Annotated in this window: 15 protein-coding genes; 6 read left to right on the forward strand and 9 right to left on the reverse strand. The window is 59.2% G+C overall.

Annotated features, from left to right (window positions below):
• Window positions 1-201: 201 nt before the first annotated feature.
• Window positions 202-1212: an acyltransferase family protein gene (locus ACUTQY_RS23615; protein WP_080376456.1), complete on the forward strand. Its 1011-nt coding sequence runs from the start codon at window positions 202-204 to the stop codon at window positions 1210-1212.
• Between the two features lie 170 nt (window positions 1213-1382).
• Here the strand turns inward: ACUTQY_RS23615 and ACUTQY_RS23620 are convergent, their stop codons facing one another.
• On the reverse strand, window positions 1383-1658 hold the full coding sequence (locus ACUTQY_RS23620; protein WP_232094580.1) for a hypothetical protein: 276 nt from the start codon (window positions 1656-1658) through the stop codon (window positions 1383-1385).
• Window positions 1659-1780: 122 nt separating this feature from the next.
• Between ACUTQY_RS23620 and zur the strand changes: the two genes are divergently transcribed.
• Window positions 1781-2293 carry a zinc uptake transcriptional repressor Zur gene (zur, locus tag ACUTQY_RS23625; protein WP_015379223.1) on the forward strand — a complete coding sequence of 171 codons (513 nt, stop codon included), beginning with the start codon at window positions 1781-1783 and terminating at the stop codon, window positions 2291-2293.
• 102 nt (window positions 2294-2395) lie between these two features.
• Here zur and ACUTQY_RS23630 read toward each other — a convergent pair whose 3' ends face one another.
• From ACUTQY_RS23630 to ACUTQY_RS23645, 4 genes are all read right to left on the reverse strand, one after another.
• Window positions 2396-2605: a CsbD family protein gene (locus ACUTQY_RS23630; protein ID WP_004936743.1), complete on the reverse strand. Its 210-nt coding sequence runs from the start codon at window positions 2603-2605 to the stop codon at window positions 2396-2398.
• Between the two features lie 315 nt (window positions 2606-2920).
• The gene (dinF, locus tag ACUTQY_RS23635) at window positions 2921-4258 is read right to left on the reverse strand and encodes an MATE family efflux transporter DinF (protein WP_046687895.1); all 1338 of its coding nucleotides are present in this window, start codon (window positions 4256-4258) and stop codon (window positions 2921-2923) included.
• Between the two features lie 103 nt (window positions 4259-4361).
• Complete coding sequence (gene lexA, locus ACUTQY_RS23640; RefSeq protein ID WP_025160136.1) at window positions 4362-4970, reverse strand: transcriptional repressor LexA; 609 nt, start codon at window positions 4968-4970, stop codon at window positions 4362-4364.
• A 102-nt stretch (window positions 4971-5072) separates the two neighbouring features.
• Complete coding sequence (locus ACUTQY_RS23645; RefSeq protein ID WP_015379225.1) at window positions 5073-5441, reverse strand: diacylglycerol kinase; 369 nt, start codon at window positions 5439-5441, stop codon at window positions 5073-5075.
• Between the two features lie 148 nt (window positions 5442-5589).
• Between ACUTQY_RS23645 and plsB the strand changes: the two genes are divergently transcribed.
• The gene (gene plsB / locus ACUTQY_RS23650; protein ID WP_046687896.1) at window positions 5590-8055 is read left to right on the forward strand and encodes a glycerol-3-phosphate 1-O-acyltransferase PlsB; all 2466 of its coding nucleotides are present in this window, start codon (window positions 5590-5592) and stop codon (window positions 8053-8055) included.
• Window positions 8056-8121: 66 nt separating this feature from the next.
• Here plsB and ubiA read toward each other — a convergent pair whose 3' ends face one another.
• Together ubiA and ubiC are read right to left on the reverse strand one after the other, a co-directional pair.
• Window positions 8122-8994, reverse strand: a complete 873-nt coding sequence (ubiA, locus tag ACUTQY_RS23655; RefSeq protein WP_025304455.1) for a 4-hydroxybenzoate octaprenyltransferase — start codon at window positions 8992-8994, stop codon at window positions 8122-8124.
• A 17-nt stretch (window positions 8995-9011) separates the two neighbouring features.
• Complete coding sequence (gene ubiC, locus ACUTQY_RS23660; protein WP_033651214.1) at window positions 9012-9527, reverse strand: chorismate lyase; 516 nt, start codon at window positions 9525-9527, stop codon at window positions 9012-9014.
• Between the two features lie 392 nt (window positions 9528-9919).
• Here ubiC and ACUTQY_RS23665 point away from each other — a divergent pair, with 392 nt between their 5' ends.
• Genes ACUTQY_RS23665 through ACUTQY_RS23675 form a run of 3 tightly spaced genes read left to right on the forward strand, consistent with a single transcriptional unit; the run spans window position 9920 to window position 13333 of the window.
• Window positions 9920-11302 (forward strand): MFS transporter, encoded by a 1383-nt coding sequence (locus ACUTQY_RS23665; protein WP_033651213.1) that lies wholly within the window; start codon window positions 9920-9922, stop codon window positions 11300-11302.
• Window positions 11303-11326: 24 nt separating this feature from the next.
• Complete coding sequence (locus ACUTQY_RS23670; protein ID WP_033644401.1) at window positions 11327-12328, forward strand: LacI family DNA-binding transcriptional regulator; 1002 nt, start codon at window positions 11327-11329, stop codon at window positions 12326-12328.
• Between the two features lie 21 nt (window positions 12329-12349).
• Window positions 12350-13333, forward strand: coding sequence for a nucleoside hydrolase (locus tag ACUTQY_RS23675; protein ID WP_033651212.1), 984 nt, complete (start codon window positions 12350-12352; stop codon window positions 13331-13333).
• A 55-nt stretch (window positions 13334-13388) separates the two neighbouring features.
• Here ACUTQY_RS23675 and malM read toward each other — a convergent pair whose 3' ends face one another.
• Together malM and ACUTQY_RS23685 are read right to left on the reverse strand one after the other, a co-directional pair.
• Window positions 13389-14294 carry a maltose operon protein MalM gene (gene malM / locus ACUTQY_RS23680; protein WP_033644398.1) on the reverse strand — a complete coding sequence of 302 codons (906 nt, stop codon included), beginning with the start codon at window positions 14292-14294 and terminating at the stop codon, window positions 13389-13391.
• A 97-nt stretch (window positions 14295-14391) separates the two neighbouring features.
• A complete protein-coding gene (locus tag ACUTQY_RS23685) occupies window positions 14392-15681 on the reverse strand; it encodes a maltoporin (RefSeq protein WP_025304461.1) in 1290 nt (429 codons plus the stop codon).
• Window positions 15682-15703 lie beyond the last annotated feature (22 nt).

Here is a 15703-nt window from a genome sequence, read left to right on the forward strand (position 1 = left end):
ACATTGTCCATTGAAATAATAATTATCGAGCATACCATAATTTACTAGCCCTCAGGTATAAATACCGCCAAACCAAGGAGACCTTAATAATGAAGCTTACTTCATAACGAAGTTTAACCAAGGTGTTCAGGGCAATATTTTTAGTTTTCTAAATTAAAAAGTGAAAATAACTAAATACCATAATCATTCAAAAAGGTAATTATGAAAAAATTAGAATCATTACAGTACGCTAGAGCGATAGCAGCTATGCTTGTCGTCATAGACCATACTGTAACGCAATTCTCGCTCTATCAGTCTACAGGCATTGACTTTATTGATACAATGCTTAAGAAAACAGTTAATATGGGTAACATTGGCGTATATGTTTTCTTTGCTATCAGTGGCTATATAATGTCCTATACGACAAAAAACAAAACCTTTGATGTTTCATATGCTAAAGTTTTCATACAAAAAAGAGTAAAGAGGATATATCCTTTATATTGGGTATATCTTTCAGTATTTCTTGCATTATGGGGTTTAGGCCTGGCAATGCGCTCCCATCACTATAGTGTCTCACAAATATTATTTTCATATCTTCTCATACCATATGGAATAACGGAAGATAAAATAACACCACCAGTTTTGACACAAGCATGGACATTAAGATATGAAATGCTATTTTATATAACATTTGCATTTTTCATAATGTTAGGAACAAGCAAGAAATTAATGCCGATTTTATTACTTGTATTTTTTTCAGCATTAGTAATGCTTTCACACCTTAATATATTCCCTGCGGCAGAATTGAATTTATTTTTCTCAAATTGGTTACTTTTACTTTTCGTACTGGGGATATTACTAGAGAAAAACCAACATGTTATAACAAAAGTTCTGGCAGGAGTGAATAATCATACCCTGTGGATAATTACAACCATATTGATACTAATAGCGACCTACATTGACAAACCTGTAATCCTAGACTACCTATTAAGCGTATTGATACTGATTTTTATCTTACCGATTAATCAAGATAGTAAAACCCTCTTAAAGATTGGTGATGCATCATATACTATATACTTGAGTCACTCATTCATAGTGTTAGCTTACGGAATGGTATCTAAAAGCACTTCCAATATATGGATATGCCTAATTTCCGGCTTTATCACAATACTTGCATCTGCCATTTTAGGTATATTGCTGTATGAAAAAATAGAAAAAAGAATACATCGTTAATTGGAACATAAATAATTAATGGCCACTTAATAAAAGTGGCTATCAAAATTATAAAAAAACGTCTCATCAAATAAAAAACCATGAAACTCAATAAAATATATAGCATCAAGGATAGCGCAAAGCAGTAAAATCTAATAAGATTACTATTAAATCACTCATCATTACACGATTTAAAATAATATTGTTACAGACAATATTATTTTTGCCATGTGCCCCCTTCCCCCCATAATCCCCCCTTTATAGACCTTACGATACATCCCGATCAGTTCTTCATCGCGGCTGTTGTACTCCAGGCCGCTTAACAGCTTCTCTCTTTCCGTCATCACACAGGGCTCCTGCTCATCACGCGGGTGAAAGGCGTTATACCGCTCTCGTCCCCCGCTCTCCAGCGCTAAAAACGGCAACGTTGATTTGCCGCCCGACGGCGGGGAAAAGTTGTGACGCATCTCTCTTTTAGCGCGATCGGCGCGCCTTTCCCTGCGCTATCATCAGGGGAAAAGGGGGCAACTCTCGGCGATTCGCCGTAATCATGGTAAAATCGGCTTTTTTACGTACCGGGATATTTGCGATGAACTCAACCACCCAGGAAAAGCTGCTGGCGCAGGCTGAACGCCTCTGCCAGCAACGCAATGTGCGATTGACGCCGCAACGGCTGGAAGTGCTGCGTCTGATGACTCAGCAACCCGGTGCAATCAGCGCATATGACCTGCTCGATCTGCTGCGCGTCGCCGAACCGCAGGCCAAGCCGCCGACGGTATACCGCGCGCTGGATTTTCTGCTGGAGCAAGGGTTTATCCATAGAGTGGAATCGGCCAACAGCTACGTGCTGTGCCACCATTTCGAACAGCCGATGCATACGTCCGCGCTGTTTATCTGCGACCGCTGCGGCCAGGTGACCGAACGCACCACCGAAGGCGTGGAGGAAACGCTGCAGAAGCTGGCACAGGAAGCCGGATTTGCACTGCGGCACAGCGTGGTGGAAGCGCACGGTCTGTGCGCCGGTTGCGTTGAAGTTGAAGCTTGTGACAGCAAGCATGACTGCGCCGAACACGATCACAGCATCGCCATCAAGAAGAAGTAAGACGAAGTCAGGTACTTCCCTGTACCTGCGGCCGGGGCGCCAGAGGATGGAGCGACGCCGGCCTGCGCTGTTGCCGGCCGCCGTCAGTGGCGGCCCTGCGTGTTACCAGCGGTGTTTGGTGTGATCTTCCCAGGCCTTCACCTCTTTTTCGGCCGCCTCTTTCTGGTAACCGTAGCGCTCCTGAATTTTGCCGACCAGCTGTTCGCGTTTCCCTTCGATGACCGTCAGATCGTCATCGGTCAGCTTGCCCCATTTCTCTTTCACTTTGCCTTTCAGCTGCTTCCAGTTACCGTCGGCTTGATCTTTATTCATAGTCTCTCCGTTAACCTGTGGTGAATCAGTGATCCCTGTTGCCGGTCGGGGTTAACCAGAAATTTTTCTGGCCGATGCTTCCTTCACCTTAAGAAGCACCGCTCCCCTTCATTTACCAGCCACATGATTCATTCTAGTTAAACATGGAAATAAAAAAGCCAAAACACAGAATAAAAAACCATTAACAAACAAAATAAAAACAAAAAACGCTAACAAACAACGAACTAACGCGAACAGATCAAGGCTGAAAACATGTAAGCAAACATGACCAAAATCATAAGAAAAACTAACCATTAACCCAACAAAACGTCCGGTTTAATGTGCAGTAAACCAGCTGCCGCGCACCTGGTGACGGTGCCAAATCCAGCCCAATGCCACGCCACGCAACGTCAGAAACACCGCCAGCGCCAGCCAGAGCCCGTGATTGCCAAGCAGCGGCACACTGAACAGCGTCAGACCGTACCCTGCCGCGGCCACCGCCATGCTGTTACGCATCTCAGCGCCGCGCGTGGCGCCGATAAACATGCCATCCAGCAAATAGCACCACACCCCGACCAGCGGCAAAATGACCTGCCACGGTAAATAGTGGGCGGCCAACGCGCGCAGCTCCGGTAGGGAGGTCAACGCCGCCACGATCTGCTGGCCGGTAACGGCATACGCCAGGCCGAAGGCCAACGCGACCAGCCCCGCCTGCCTGCAGGCCGCGTGCCACACCTTACGCAGTTGGCTGCCGTCCCGGGCGCCGTAGGCGTGGCCGGAATGGGCCTCCACCGCATAAGCGAAGCCGTCGAGCGCATAGGCGGTAAACGTCAGCAGGTTCATCAACACCGCGTTAACCGCCACCACATCGCTCCCCAGGCGAGCGCCGAAAATGGTCAGCGACGCAAAGCACAGCTGCAGCAGCAATGAACGCAACATGATGTCGCGATTGAGCGCCAGCAGGCGACGCAGATCGCCACGCCAGGCCTGACGCAACATCGCCAGGGTAATACCACGCAGACGCATCACCCGCCACGCCAGCCACAGGCCGAGCAATAGCGTGGCATATTCGGCGATGGCGGTGGCCGCCGCCGCCCCTCGCACGTTCCAACCCAGGCCCATCACCAGCCAAATATCCAGCACGATGTTCAGCAGGTTGCCGACGATCAGCAGGATCACCGGCGCACGCACGTACTGCACGCCGAGCAGCCAGCCCAGCAGCACCAGGTTGGCCAGCGCCGCTGGCGCGCTCAACCAGCGGATCTCAAGAAAACGCCGCGCCTGCTCCAGCACCGCGCCATCGCCGCCGACGATCCGCAGCGCCAGTTCGATCAGCGGGTAGCGCAACAGGACGATCGCCCCCCCGGCCAACAACGCCAGCAGCAGCGGTTGCATAAAGGCGCGCGCCAGCGCCTGCGGGTTCTTCGCTCCCAGCGCCTGCGCCGCGAGGCCGGTGGTGCTCATGCGCAGGAACAGCAGCAGCATGAACAGGAAGCTGGTCGCCACCGCGCCGATCGCCACGCCTCCCAAATAGATCGGGCTGTCGAGGTGGCCGATCACCGCGGTGTCCACCAGCCCGAGCAGCGGCACGGTGATATTGGAGAAAATCATCGGCAGGGCGAGGCGCCACAGGGCTTTATCGGTGTCGCTGGTGAAGGCGGAAATCAGGCGCATGATGGGATGTTCCTGTGACAGAGTGACGAAGGGCGAAGTCAGAAACAAAAACGCCCCAAAACAGGGGCGATTGATACAGGGAGCGGCGGTAATGGCGCGGCGATTAAATCCAGTCGCCGTTGCGGATCACGCCGACCGCCAGCCCTTCGATCGTGAAATTCTGCTGGCGCAGATCGACCACGATCGGTTGGAATTCGTTGTTCTCCGGCAGCAGTTCAACCACGTTGCCGTGCTTTTTCAAGCGTTTGACCGTCACTTCGTCTTCGATGCGCGCGACCACGACCTGGCCGTTGCGCACGTCTTGTGTTTTGTGCACCGCCAGCAGATCGCCGTCCAGAATGCCGATGTCGCGCATCGACATGCCGTTCACCCGCAACAGGAAATCGGCGCTCGGTTTGAACAGGGATGGATCCACCTGGTAGTGCCCTTCGATGTGCTGCTGCGCCAGCAGCGGCTCGCCGGCGGCGACGCGGCCGATCAGCGGCAGCCCTTCTTCTTCTTCCATCAGCAGGCGGATACCGCGCGACGCGCCGGAGACGATTTCGATCACGCCTTTGCGTGCCAGCGCCTTCAGGTGCTCTTCGGCGGCGTTAGGCGAACGGAACCCCAGACGCATCGCGATCTCGGCACGCGTCGGCGGCATGCCCGTTTGCGAAATATGATCGCGAATCAGATCGTAGACCTCTTGCTGTCTGGTAGTTAGTGCTTTCATTCCGCCCCCTGTTTGTTTATACAGTCTTGCTGTGAGTATATACAGGTAAGCGCGGATTGGGAACCGAAGAATAAATAAAAATCAGTCAGTAGGCGCTTTGCATCAGCCAAAATGCTGCCACAAGACCGTGCCCCAAACGAACAGCGCGAGTACGATCGCCAGCGACACCGCCGCCGATCCCATGTCCTTGGCCCGCCCGGACAGCTCATGGTGTTCGCTGCCGATGCGATCCACCACCGCCTCGATCGCGCTGTTCAGGATCTCGACGATCATCACCAGCGCCACCGATCCGATCAATAAAATGCGCGCTATCGCACCCACGTCCAGCCAGACAGCCAGTATGATAGCCAGGAGGGTCACCACCAGTTCCTGGCGGAACGCCGCCTCGTGTTGCCAGGCGGCGGAAAGCCCTTTATAAGAATAGCCGGCGGCCTTGATGATGCGGGTCAATCCGGTTGCTTGGTTTGCCATGTTTTCGTGCCTTTCTCAGAGGTCGGTCATAATAAAAAGAGTCTAGAACAGTCCGCGCTGACGGCTCTCGGTTTTCGAACACCACAGATCTGCTACCCGGTTTCTGGTATGCTTGCGGCGCATTGCTAACAAGAGGCTTCACGTTGTTATGTCAGGTTGGCGTAAAATTTATTATAAAATATTGAATTTACCACTTAAATTGTTGGTAAGAAGTAAGGTCATCCCTTCAGATCCGGTTACCGAGCTAGGGTTGGATCCCTCACGGCCGATTTTGTATGTTTTACCTTACAATTCCAAGGCGGATTTGCTGACGCTGCGCACCCAGTGCCTGGCGCAGGATCTGCCCGATCCGCTCAACGCGCTGGAGATCGACGGCACTGTGCTGCCGAGCTACGTGTTCATTCACGACGGCCCGCGCGTGTTCCGCTACTACACCCCGAAAGAAGAGTCGGTAAAGCTGTTCCACGACTACCTGGATCTGCATCGCAGCAATCCGGATCTCGACATTCAGATGCTGCCGGTTTCGGTCATGTTCGGCCGCTCGCCGGGCCGCGAAGGCCACGGCACGCCGCACCTGCGTCTGTTGAACGGCGTGCAAAAATTCTTCGCCGTGCTGTGGCTCGGCCGCGACAGCTTCGTGCGCTTCTCCAACACCGTTTCGCTGCGCCGCATGGCCACCGAACACGGCACGGATAAAACCATCGCGCAGAAACTGGCGCGCGTGGCGCGCATGCACTTCTCGCGTCAACGCCTGGCCGCTGTAGGCCCAAGCCTGCCGGCCCGTCAGGATCTGTTCAACAAGCTGTTGGCGTCCAAAGCGATCGAAAAAGCGGTCGAGGACGAAGCGCGCAGCAAGAAGATCTCGCACGAGAAGGCCCAGCAGAACGCCATCGCGTTGATGGAAGAGATCGCCGCCGACTTCTCCTACGAAACCGTGCGTCTGTCCGATCGCGTGCTGAGCTGGACCTGGAACCGGCTGTATCAGGGCATCAACGTCACCAACGCCGAGCGCGTGCGCCAGCTGGCGCAGGACGGCCACGAGATCGTCTACGTGCCCTGCCACCGCAGCCACATGGACTATCTGCTGCTGTCCTACGTGCTGTATCACCAGGGCCTGGTGCCGCCGCACATCGCCGCGGGCATCAACCTCAACTTCTGGCCGGCCGGCCCGATCTTCCGTCGCCTGGGCGCGTTCTTCATCCGCCGCACCTTCAAGGGCAACAAGCTTTACTCGACGGTGTTCCGCGAATACCTCGGCGAGCTGTTCACCCGCGGTTACTCGGTGGAATACTTCGTGGAAGGCGGCCGCTCCCGCACCGGGCGTCTGCTGGAACCGAAAACCGGCACCCTGTCGATGACCATCCAGGCGATGCTGCGCGGCGGCGCCCGTCCGATCACGCTGGTGCCGATCTACATCGGCTACGAGCATGTGATGGAAGTGGGCACCTACGCCAAAGAGCTGCGCGGCGCCACCAAGGAAAAAGAGAGCCTGTTGCAGATGCTGCGCGGCCTGCGCAAACTGCGCAATCTGGGCCAGGGTTACGTCAACTTCGGCGAACCGCTGCCGTTGACCGCTTACCTCAACCAGCACGTGCCGCAGTGGCGCGAGTCGATCGATCCGATCGAAGCTCAGCGCCCAAGCTGGTTGACGCCGACGGTCAACGATCTCGCCGGCCAGATCATGGTGCGCATCAACAATGCCGCCGCGGCCAACGCCATGAACCTGTGTTCCACCGCGCTGCTGGCCTCGCGCCAGCGTTCGCTGACCCGCGAACAATTGCTCGAGCAGCTCGAGTGCTACCTGCAGCTGATGCGCAACGCGCCTTACGCGCATGACGTCACCGTACCGACGCAGACGCCGGACGAGCTGCTGGATCACGCGCTGAACATGAACAAGTTCGAGGTGGAAAAGGACAACATCGGCGACATCATCATTCTGCCGCGCGAGCAGGCGGTGCTGATGACCTATTACCGCAACAACATCCACCACCTGCTGGTGTTGCCGTCGCTGATCGCCAGCATCGTCATGCATCATCGCCGGGTATCGCGCGCCGAACTGCTGCGCCAGATTGGCATGATTTACCCGATGCTGAAAGCCGAGCTGTTCCTGCATAACGACAAGGAGCAGCTGCCGGACGTGCTGCGGCCGATGATCGACGAGCTGATCCGCCAACAGCTGATCTGCGACAAAGGCGACGAGCTGGTGCTGAACCCGGCGCGCATTCGCCCGCTGCAGCTGCTGGCCGCCGGGGTGCGCGAAACCCTGCAACGCTACGCCATCACTATGTCGATCCTCAGCGCCAACCCGAGCATCAACCGCGGCGCGCTGGAGAAAGAGAGCCGCATCATGGCACAGCGTCTGTCGGTGCTGCACGGCATCAACGCGCCGGAGTTCTTCGACAAGGCGGTATTCTCCACCCTGGTGGCGACGCTGCGCGAAGAAGGCTACATCAACGACAGCGGCGATGCGATCCGCGAGCACACCCTCGAGGTGTACAACATGCTGAGCGATCTGATCACGCCGGAAATCAAGCTGACCATCGAAAGCGTCAACATGCCGGAAGAGACCAACGCTCTGCCGCAAACCAATGCGCAAGAAGAGAAAGACGAGTGATTTCGCCCGGCGCGGAAACACAAAAGGCACCCCGAGGGGTGCCTTTTTTCTTGCTGCAGGAAACCGTTACGCCGGCAGATAGCTGAGCGCGATGCCGATAAACACCACCAGCCCGACATAATTGTTCTGCAGGAAGGCCTTGAAACAGGCCTCGCGCTCGCGCCCGGCGATCTGCTTCTGCTGGTGAATGAACAGCGCGCCCGCCAGCAACAGCGACCAGTAAAACGCCCCGCCGAGCTGCGCCAGATAACCGACCCACACCAGCAGCAGCAGCGTCGCGAACTGCAACAGCCCGACGATCAGCTTGTCATAACGCCCGAACAGGATAGCGGTGGACTTGATGCCTATTTTCAGATCATCGTCGCGATCGACCATCGCATACAGCGTGTCATAGGCCACCGTCCAGCAGATGTTCGCCAGCAGCAGCAGCCAGCAGCTGAGCGGCAGCGATTCGCTGACCGCCGCATAGCCCATCGGAATGCCCCAGCCGAACGCGGCGCCCAGCACGAACTGCGGCAGGTTGGTCACCCGCTTCATAAAAGGATATACCCAGGCCAGCGCCAGCGCCGCCAGCGACAGCCAGATGGTCATCGCATTCAGCGTCAACACCAGGCAGAACGAGATCAGCACCAGCACCACGAACAGCACCTTGGCCTCTTTCGCGCTCACCCGGCCGCTCGGCATCGGCCGCCCGGCGGTGCGCTTTACGTAGCCGTCCACCGCGCGATCTGCGTAATCATTCACCACGCAGCCGGCGGCGCGCATCAGGAACACGCCGAGCACGAACACCACCAGAATCGACAGCGGCGGCACGCCTTTCCCGGCCAGCCACAGCGCCCACAGCGTCGGCCACAGCAGCAACAGCGTGCCGATCGGTTTATCAATGCGCATCAAATGGCTGTAAGCCCGCCATTTACTTTGAGTCACGCTTCCCTCCAACGTCTTGCTCTCCTCTCTTATGCGGGAACCGCTGAATACAGCGGCGAAGCCGGTAAAAACAGTTCGGTCAGCAGCAGCGGCTTGCCCGCCAGCCGCAGCCGTGAACGACGCGCCCACAGCGCGTCCTGCCGGCCGATATGGATATAGTCGCGGGTCAGATCGCCGCTGCTGAACAGATAGCGCCCGAGCGGCAGCGTCCCCAGATCCACCAACGCCTGATCGGGGCCGGTCAGCGTATGTTCCGGGATCACCGTGCGCCCCAGCAGCCAGGGCTGGTCGTCGCCCAGCAGCACCACTTCGCGCAGCCAGTAGCGCGGGCTGTCGGGCAGGTGGTTCGCCTCGTCGCCCAGCGCCTCGCGCGTGACGAAGCATTCGCGCTGCGGTTCAACGCGCACCTGGGCGCAATGGCGTTCAAATCGGCGGGTCATGGAGCCTAACTCCATCAGCCAGTCGCTGACGGCGGCGGGCGCCGGAGGATCCTGTTCGGATAACCACTCCAGCGGCGGCAGGATGGAATCCCTGATGCCAGACATTGCTTTACTCCTCGCCTGAACCGCAGCCGGTACGGCGCGCCAGACGATACAAACTGTTAACAGGCCCCCATTGTAGCGCAGAAATGCGAAAGCGGCAGGCTGATTCGTGGCGAAAACGGCAGGCCTATCGGCCGGAAAAACCGGGGTTCTGTCATCTTTTTGCCATCCGCATTCTCTATCTTCATTTCCCGGCGCGCTGACGATTCTGTGATCGCCCGCAAAGTTTCAGCTTCCTCGCGTTGTGTTATCTACGCGCGTAGATACCCTGATACAGCAGCGTTGAATCGCCATGCGTCCGACATGATTTGTCGGCACACCTTTGTTGCCGGCACCAGGGAAACCATCTTTAACCGCGCCCCTCCAGGCGCAGAACAAAAGAGGATAGCACTGCCATGAGCGAAACAACGCTTGCCCCTTCACAGACCGCCGACGCCGCGCTGGCGGCCGATGAACGCCTGGCGACCAAAGAGGGGCGCAGCCAATTTTGGCGCGCCACCTTCTCCTGCTGGCTCGGCACCGCCATGGAATACGTCGACTTCGCGCTGTACGGCCTGGCGGCCGGCATGGTGTTCGGCGACGTGTTCTTCCCGGAAGCCACGCCGCTGGTGGCGCTGCTGGCCAGTTTCGCCACCTACTCCGTCGGCTTCGTCGCGCGGCCGATCGGCGCGCTGGTGTTCGGCTGGATCGGCGACCGCAAAGGCCGCCGCGTGGTGCTGATCACCACCGTGGCGCTGATGGGCCTCTCCACCACGCTGATCGGCCTGATCCCGTCCTATGCGCAAATCGGCGTCTGGGCGCCCGCCTGCCTGGTGATCCTGCGCTTCGCGCAGGGGTTCGGCGCCGGTGCGGAGCTGTCCGGCGGCGCGGTGATGCTGGCGGAATACGCGCCGGCCAAGCGGCGCGGGCTGGTGGCGTCGATCATCGCCATCGGCTCCAACAGCGGCACCCTGCTGGCGTCGCTGGTATGGCTGCTGGTGCTGCAGCTGGACAAGGAAGATCTGATGAGCTGGGGCTGGCGCATTCCGTTCCTCGCCAGCATTCTGATCGCCGGGGTGGCGCTGTACCTGCGCCGTCACGTGCGGGAAACGCCGGTGTTCGAACGCGAGCTGCAGCAAAACCACCAGCGCATGCTGGACGCCGCCCAGGCCGCGCCGGATACGCGCAGCTACCTGCAACGTACCAAAGCGTTCTGGGTGATGCTCGGCCTGCGCATCGGCGAAAACGGCCCTTCCTACCTGTGCCAGGGCTTTATCGTCGGCTACGTCGCCAAGGTGCTGATGGTCGATAAATCGGTGCCGGCGCTGGCGGTGTTGATCGCCTCGCTGTGCGGTTTTCTGGTGATCCCGCTGGCCGGCTGGCTGTCCGATCGCTTCGGCCGCCGCATCACCTACCGCTGGTTCTGCCTGCTGCTGGTGCTGTACGCCTTCCCGGCGTTCTGGCTGCTCGACAGCCGTGAACCGGCTATCGTCATCTCGGTGATCGTGGTCGGCATGTGCATCGCGTCGCTGGGGATCTTCGGCGTTCAGGCGGCCTACGGCGTCGAACTGTTCGGCGTGAAGAATCGCTACTCCAAGATGGCGTTCGCCAAAGAGCTCGGTTCGATCCTCTCGGGCGGCACCGCGCCGCTGATCGCCACCGCGCTGCTGTCCGGTTTCGGTCACTGGTGGCCTGTCGCCTGCTATTTTGTTGTAATGGCGGCCATCGGCTTAATCACCACCTTCTTTGCTCCCGAAACCCGCGGCCGCGATCTCAACCTGCCGCAGGATGCCGCGTAGCGAGAAGGCGAACAGGACCTCAATTTGGATAATCACTCCGCGCGACGCGTTACCCGCGCCGACGTGGCCCGCGTAGCGGGCACCTCCGTCGCCGTGGTCAGCTATGTGATCAACAACGGCCCGCGCCCGGTGGCGGAAGCCACCCGGCTGCGCGTGCTGGCGGCGATCGAGCAGACCGGCTACCGGCCGAACGACATCGCGCGGGCATTGGCCTCCGGCAGCACGCAAACCTACGGGCTGGTGGTGCCGGATATTTCCAACCCGTTCTTCGCCACGCTGGCGCGGGCGCTGCAGCAGGAGGCCTTCAGCCGCGGCCGCGTGCTGCTGCTGGGCGACGCCGGCGATGACCGGCAGCGCGAGTATGAGCTGATCAATAACCTGCTGCGTCGCCAGGTCGACGGCCTGCTGTACACCAGCGTCGATCGCCATCCGTGGTTCGAGCTGATCCGCGCCTCCGGCACGCCCTGCGTGATGATAGACACTATCGACAGCCAGGCCGGCGTCTGCGCCATCCGCGTCGACGAGCGCGACGCCGCCTGCCAGGCGACCCGCCATCTGCTGCAGCACGGCTATCGCGACATCGGCATTTTTATCGGTCCGCTAACCATGCTCAACGCGCAGGATCGCCTGAACGGTTGGCGCGATGCGCTGCTGGAGGCGGGCATTGCGCCGCGCGACGAGTGGATTTTCGAGGCGCCTTACACCCGCCAGGGCGGCTACCAGGCCACCCAGCGCATGGTGCAAGGCCCGCGCCCGCGCGCCGTTTTCACCTCCAACGAGCAGCAGGCGCTCGGCTGCCTGTCGGCGCTGGCGGAGCATGGGTTGCGCGCGCCGGACGATCTGGCGCTGATCTGTTTTAACGGCACGCAGCAATCCGAATTCAGCGTGCCGCCGCTCAGCGCGGTCGAGCAGCCTATCGACGCCATGGCCAAGCGGGCCATCGCCATGCTGGCCGCCGGCGCCGCGCCCGCCGAGCTGCATGAATTCGCTTTTCAACTGCGCATCCGCCGCTCGTGCGGCTGTTAGCGGTTTTTCAGGACACCTTCTATGCGTTTGATCATTGATTGCGATCCCGGCAACGGCGTTCCCGGTGCCAACGTCGACGACGGCCTGGCGCTGGCCCTGGCGCTGGCGGCCAAACCGCAACTGCAGCTGGAACTGATCAGCATCGTGGCCGGCAACACCCCGCGCGAAGTGGGCTTCGCCGTCGCCAGCGAGCTGCTGGCGCAAAGCGGCTACCAGGTGCCGGTCGCCCTCGGCGCGGCGCGCGCCCTGAGCGAGCCGCCGGAGCCATGGCGCGCGCATCTGGACAGGCCGATCGCCGATCCCAAGCTGGCGGCGCTGTGGCGCGACTTGCCTGCGCCCTCACTCGCCCACGCGCCCGCACCGGACGCCGCCATCGCCATCGGCGAGCTGATCTGCCGCCATCCCGGCGAGATAACGCTGGCGGCGATCGGCCCGCTGACCAACGTTGCGCACGCCATGCAGCTGTACCCGCAGATGGCGCAGGCGGTGAAAGAGATCGTGATCATGGGCGGCGTGTTCAACGTCGAGGGATACATCAAGGACACCAATTTCGGCCTGGATCCGGAAGCCGCGCGGCTGGTACTGAACAGCGGTGCCGCTATCACGCTGGCGCCGCTGGACGTCACCACCCAGACCATGCTGACCCAGGCGGATCTGGCCGCGTTGACGCAGCCGGATACGCCGCTGTGCCGCTATTTGCGCGCCACCACGCAGCCGTGGATCGATTATTCGCGCCATACGCGGCGCCTGCCGGGCTGCTGGATCCATGATGCGCTGGTGATCGCCTGGCTGCTGGCACCGCAGCTGGTCACGACCGAAATGTTCCATGTGGATGTGGCGCTGGAAGGGGCGCTGACGCGCGGCAGCTCACGCCGTTGGCGGCCGGACAGCCTGCGCCTGACGGTCGGCATGCCGCCGCCGCAGGGCAAGCCGGTGCGCATCATGCAGCAGGTCGATAACGCCCGTCTGCTGGCATTGATCGGCGCAACGCTGGCCCGCGGATGAAAAAAGGTGCGCCAAGGCGCACCAATCATCGAGCCAGCATCGGCAGCGTCGGGTGTTACCCCTTGCCTTTTACGCTGCTGATAAACGTTTTACGCGCAGTGGTCGAGCCCAGTTTCTCGGCCTCATTCATCAGTTTCAGCGCCTTGTCGATATCGCCCGCCTTCACCGCCTGCTTGATGCCGTTATTGAAGTAACTTTCGGTATCGTTGAGCATCGGCTCCGCCGGTTTCTCCGGCGTCGGTGCAGGCGCCGCCACGGTGGCCGGTGCGGTTGATCCCACCACCACCGGCGCCACGGTCGGCGCAGGCTGCAGCATGCCGATCATCACGTTGCCGGTGCCCTGTTCCGCGGTCACCTTGAGCTTCAGCGTGCCGGTCGTCGCGTGGCCGGCGATCGGATCCGGGATATCCGGCACTGCGTTGCCCACGCCCTGTGCGTAGGCCTTGGCCGGGTTAGTCAGCTGCGTGGTTTTCGCCAAATCCTGACGGGTGGTGTACACCAGCAGGTAAATCTGTTTTTGACCGAGCGCCGGCGTCAGTTTCAACGTGCCTTCGAGGCGATCGGAGGACATCGCCCCCGGCGGCTGGTAAGGGAAATAGCTGCTCGGGTAATACGCCGCCGGGCGTAGATGCTCGTCCAGCACCAGCACGCTCGGCGCGTACAGCGAATTGTTCTTGGCGAGGCTGCTCAGCGTCACTTCCAGCGAACCGCGATCGGCCGGCAGCGTATAGGCGGCGATCGCGCCCTGAATGTCGCCCTGATTGAGCTGCGGGCTAACGGCGTCGAGCTTCACTTCTTGCGACACCGGCGGTTGCAGCGGCTGCCACGGCAGGCTTTGCAGCGTGGCGGCGCTGATGGCCGGGGCGACGGAAACGTTGGCCGGCGTATCGGCGTTGGCCGCCAAAGGCGCGCCGACGGTCAGCGCCAGCGACAGGCAGAGTGACAGCAGATTCTTTTTCATCGTTATATCCTCTTTCAGCACCGCGGCGGATCAGGCAAGAGATCGGGCCGCGGCGAATGCGGTTGGGGGAGAGCCGGCGGCCCTCCCCGTCCTGTCGTTACCACCAAATTTCCATCTGGGCGCCGAAGGTGACTTCGTCATCCTTGCCGCGGCTGAAGGTATGCATGCTGGTGTCGTTGTAAGCGGTGCCGGCGTTATACCCGGTGTCATCGCCGGTGGCGTAGCCCCACTTCTCGTCCCACTTGGCGTAGGTGGCGAACAGGCGGATGGCCGGACGCGACCAAATGCTGTTGCCCGCCTGCCATTGCTGCGCCAGGGTCACTTTATACTGGCCGTTGCGATCGCCGGTGCGCTGAGATTTGACGTTGTCGTAGCCGGCTTCCAGCAGGGTGCTCATGATCGGCGTCCATTTGTACATCGGACGCACGCCCACGGTGTACCAGGTGGTGCCGTTGTTGTTGTCGCGGTCAATGTCCTGGAACATGGCGACGTACATCAGCGCCCACTGATCGTTGAAGTCGATGGCGCCGTGATCCAACACGCGGATCATCTTGCCGTTGTTATCGATGGTGGCGCCTTCGTTTCGGCCGTTGTTCTGCGAGGTCATCGAGTCGGTGGCGTACTGCAGCACGAACTTGTTGTAACCGTTCAGGATGCTTTGCGTGTGTTCGGCGGTGAACATCCAGCCGTCTTTGCTGGCGCCGTCGGCCAGGCGGTAGTTATCCTGCGCATTGGCTCGGCCGTAGTCCACGCCCAGCTCCAGGGTGCCGCCCGGGTTCAGCTCCAGCCCGGCCAAGCGCACGTCGAAGGTATCGTTGACGGTCGGACGCTGTTTCCATTCGTTATCCAGGTAGCCGTAAGAGCCGCCGGATTCCGAGTTGCGGGTCACGGCGGCGGACAGCTTGCCGAAGCCCAGATCGATGTTTTCCAGACCGGCGCCCGGGCCGGAGATATCCCAGTAGTAGAAGTCGATCATGTGAACGTCATGACGCTGATAGAAACGCTTACCGGCCCACAGCGTGGAGCCCGGCAGCCACTCGATCAGGTTTTTACCCTGCACGTTCACTTCGCGGAAGCCCGGGGTCACGTCTTCCCAGTCAGAACGCTGCGAGACCGAATAGGCCAGGTTGGTGTCGAAATAGAAGCTCTTGTCGCCCTCTTTCCACACTTCCTGCCCCAGTTTCAGTTCGGCGTAGGTTTCGCACTCGTTGCCGAGACGGTATTTGCTCGCGGCGCCGGTGGCCTTGAAGCACTGTTGCTCACCGCCGCTGCCGGTCCAACCGATGCCGGAACGGGCGTAACCGTGGAAATCCACGGCCAGCGCCTGAGTAGAGAGAACACCGGCGGCGACAGCCAGTGCCAGAGGAAGTTTGCGCAGAGTAGTCATCATTATTCTCCTGTTATACCGA

It is taken from the genome of Serratia sp. TSA_130.1 (genome assembly GCF_052691795.1).

Coding starts and splice junctions, on each gene's coding strand:
- ubiC (WP_033651214.1), bottom strand. CDS start 9,527: ATGTCTGGCATCAGGGATTCCATCCTGCCGCCGCTGGAGTGGTTATCC.
- zur (WP_015379223.1), top strand. CDS start 1,781: ATGAACTCAACCACCCAGGAAAAGCTGCTGGCGCAGGCTGAACGCCTC.
- lexA (WP_025160136.1), bottom strand. CDS start 4,970: ATGAAAGCACTAACTACCAGACAGCAAGAGGTCTACGATCTGATTCGC.
- ACUTQY_RS23645 (WP_015379225.1), bottom strand. CDS start 5,441: ATGGCAAACCAAGCAACCGGATTGACCCGCATCATCAAGGCCGCCGGC.
- malM (WP_033644398.1), bottom strand. CDS start 14,294: ATGAAAAAGAATCTGCTGTCACTCTGCCTGTCGCTGGCGCTGACCGTC.
- plsB (WP_046687896.1), top strand. CDS start 5,590: ATGTCAGGTTGGCGTAAAATTTATTATAAAATATTGAATTTACCACTT.
- ACUTQY_RS23620 (WP_232094580.1), bottom strand. CDS start 1,658: ATGCGTCACAACTTTTCCCCGCCGTCGGGCGGCAAATCAACGTTGCCG.
- ACUTQY_RS23685 (WP_025304461.1), bottom strand. CDS start 15,681: ATGACTACTCTGCGCAAACTTCCTCTGGCACTGGCTGTCGCCGCCGGT.
- dinF (WP_046687895.1), bottom strand. CDS start 4,258: ATGCGCCTGATTTCCGCCTTCACCAGCGACACCGATAAAGCCCTGTGG.
- ACUTQY_RS23615 (WP_080376456.1), top strand. CDS start 202: ATGAAAAAATTAGAATCATTACAGTACGCTAGAGCGATAGCAGCTATG.
- ACUTQY_RS23630 (WP_004936743.1), bottom strand. CDS start 2,605: ATGAATAAAGATCAAGCCGACGGTAACTGGAAGCAGCTGAAAGGCAAA.
- ACUTQY_RS23665 (WP_033651213.1), top strand. CDS start 9,920: ATGAGCGAAACAACGCTTGCCCCTTCACAGACCGCCGACGCCGCGCTG.
- ACUTQY_RS23675 (WP_033651212.1), top strand. CDS start 12,350: ATGCGTTTGATCATTGATTGCGATCCCGGCAACGGCGTTCCCGGTGCC.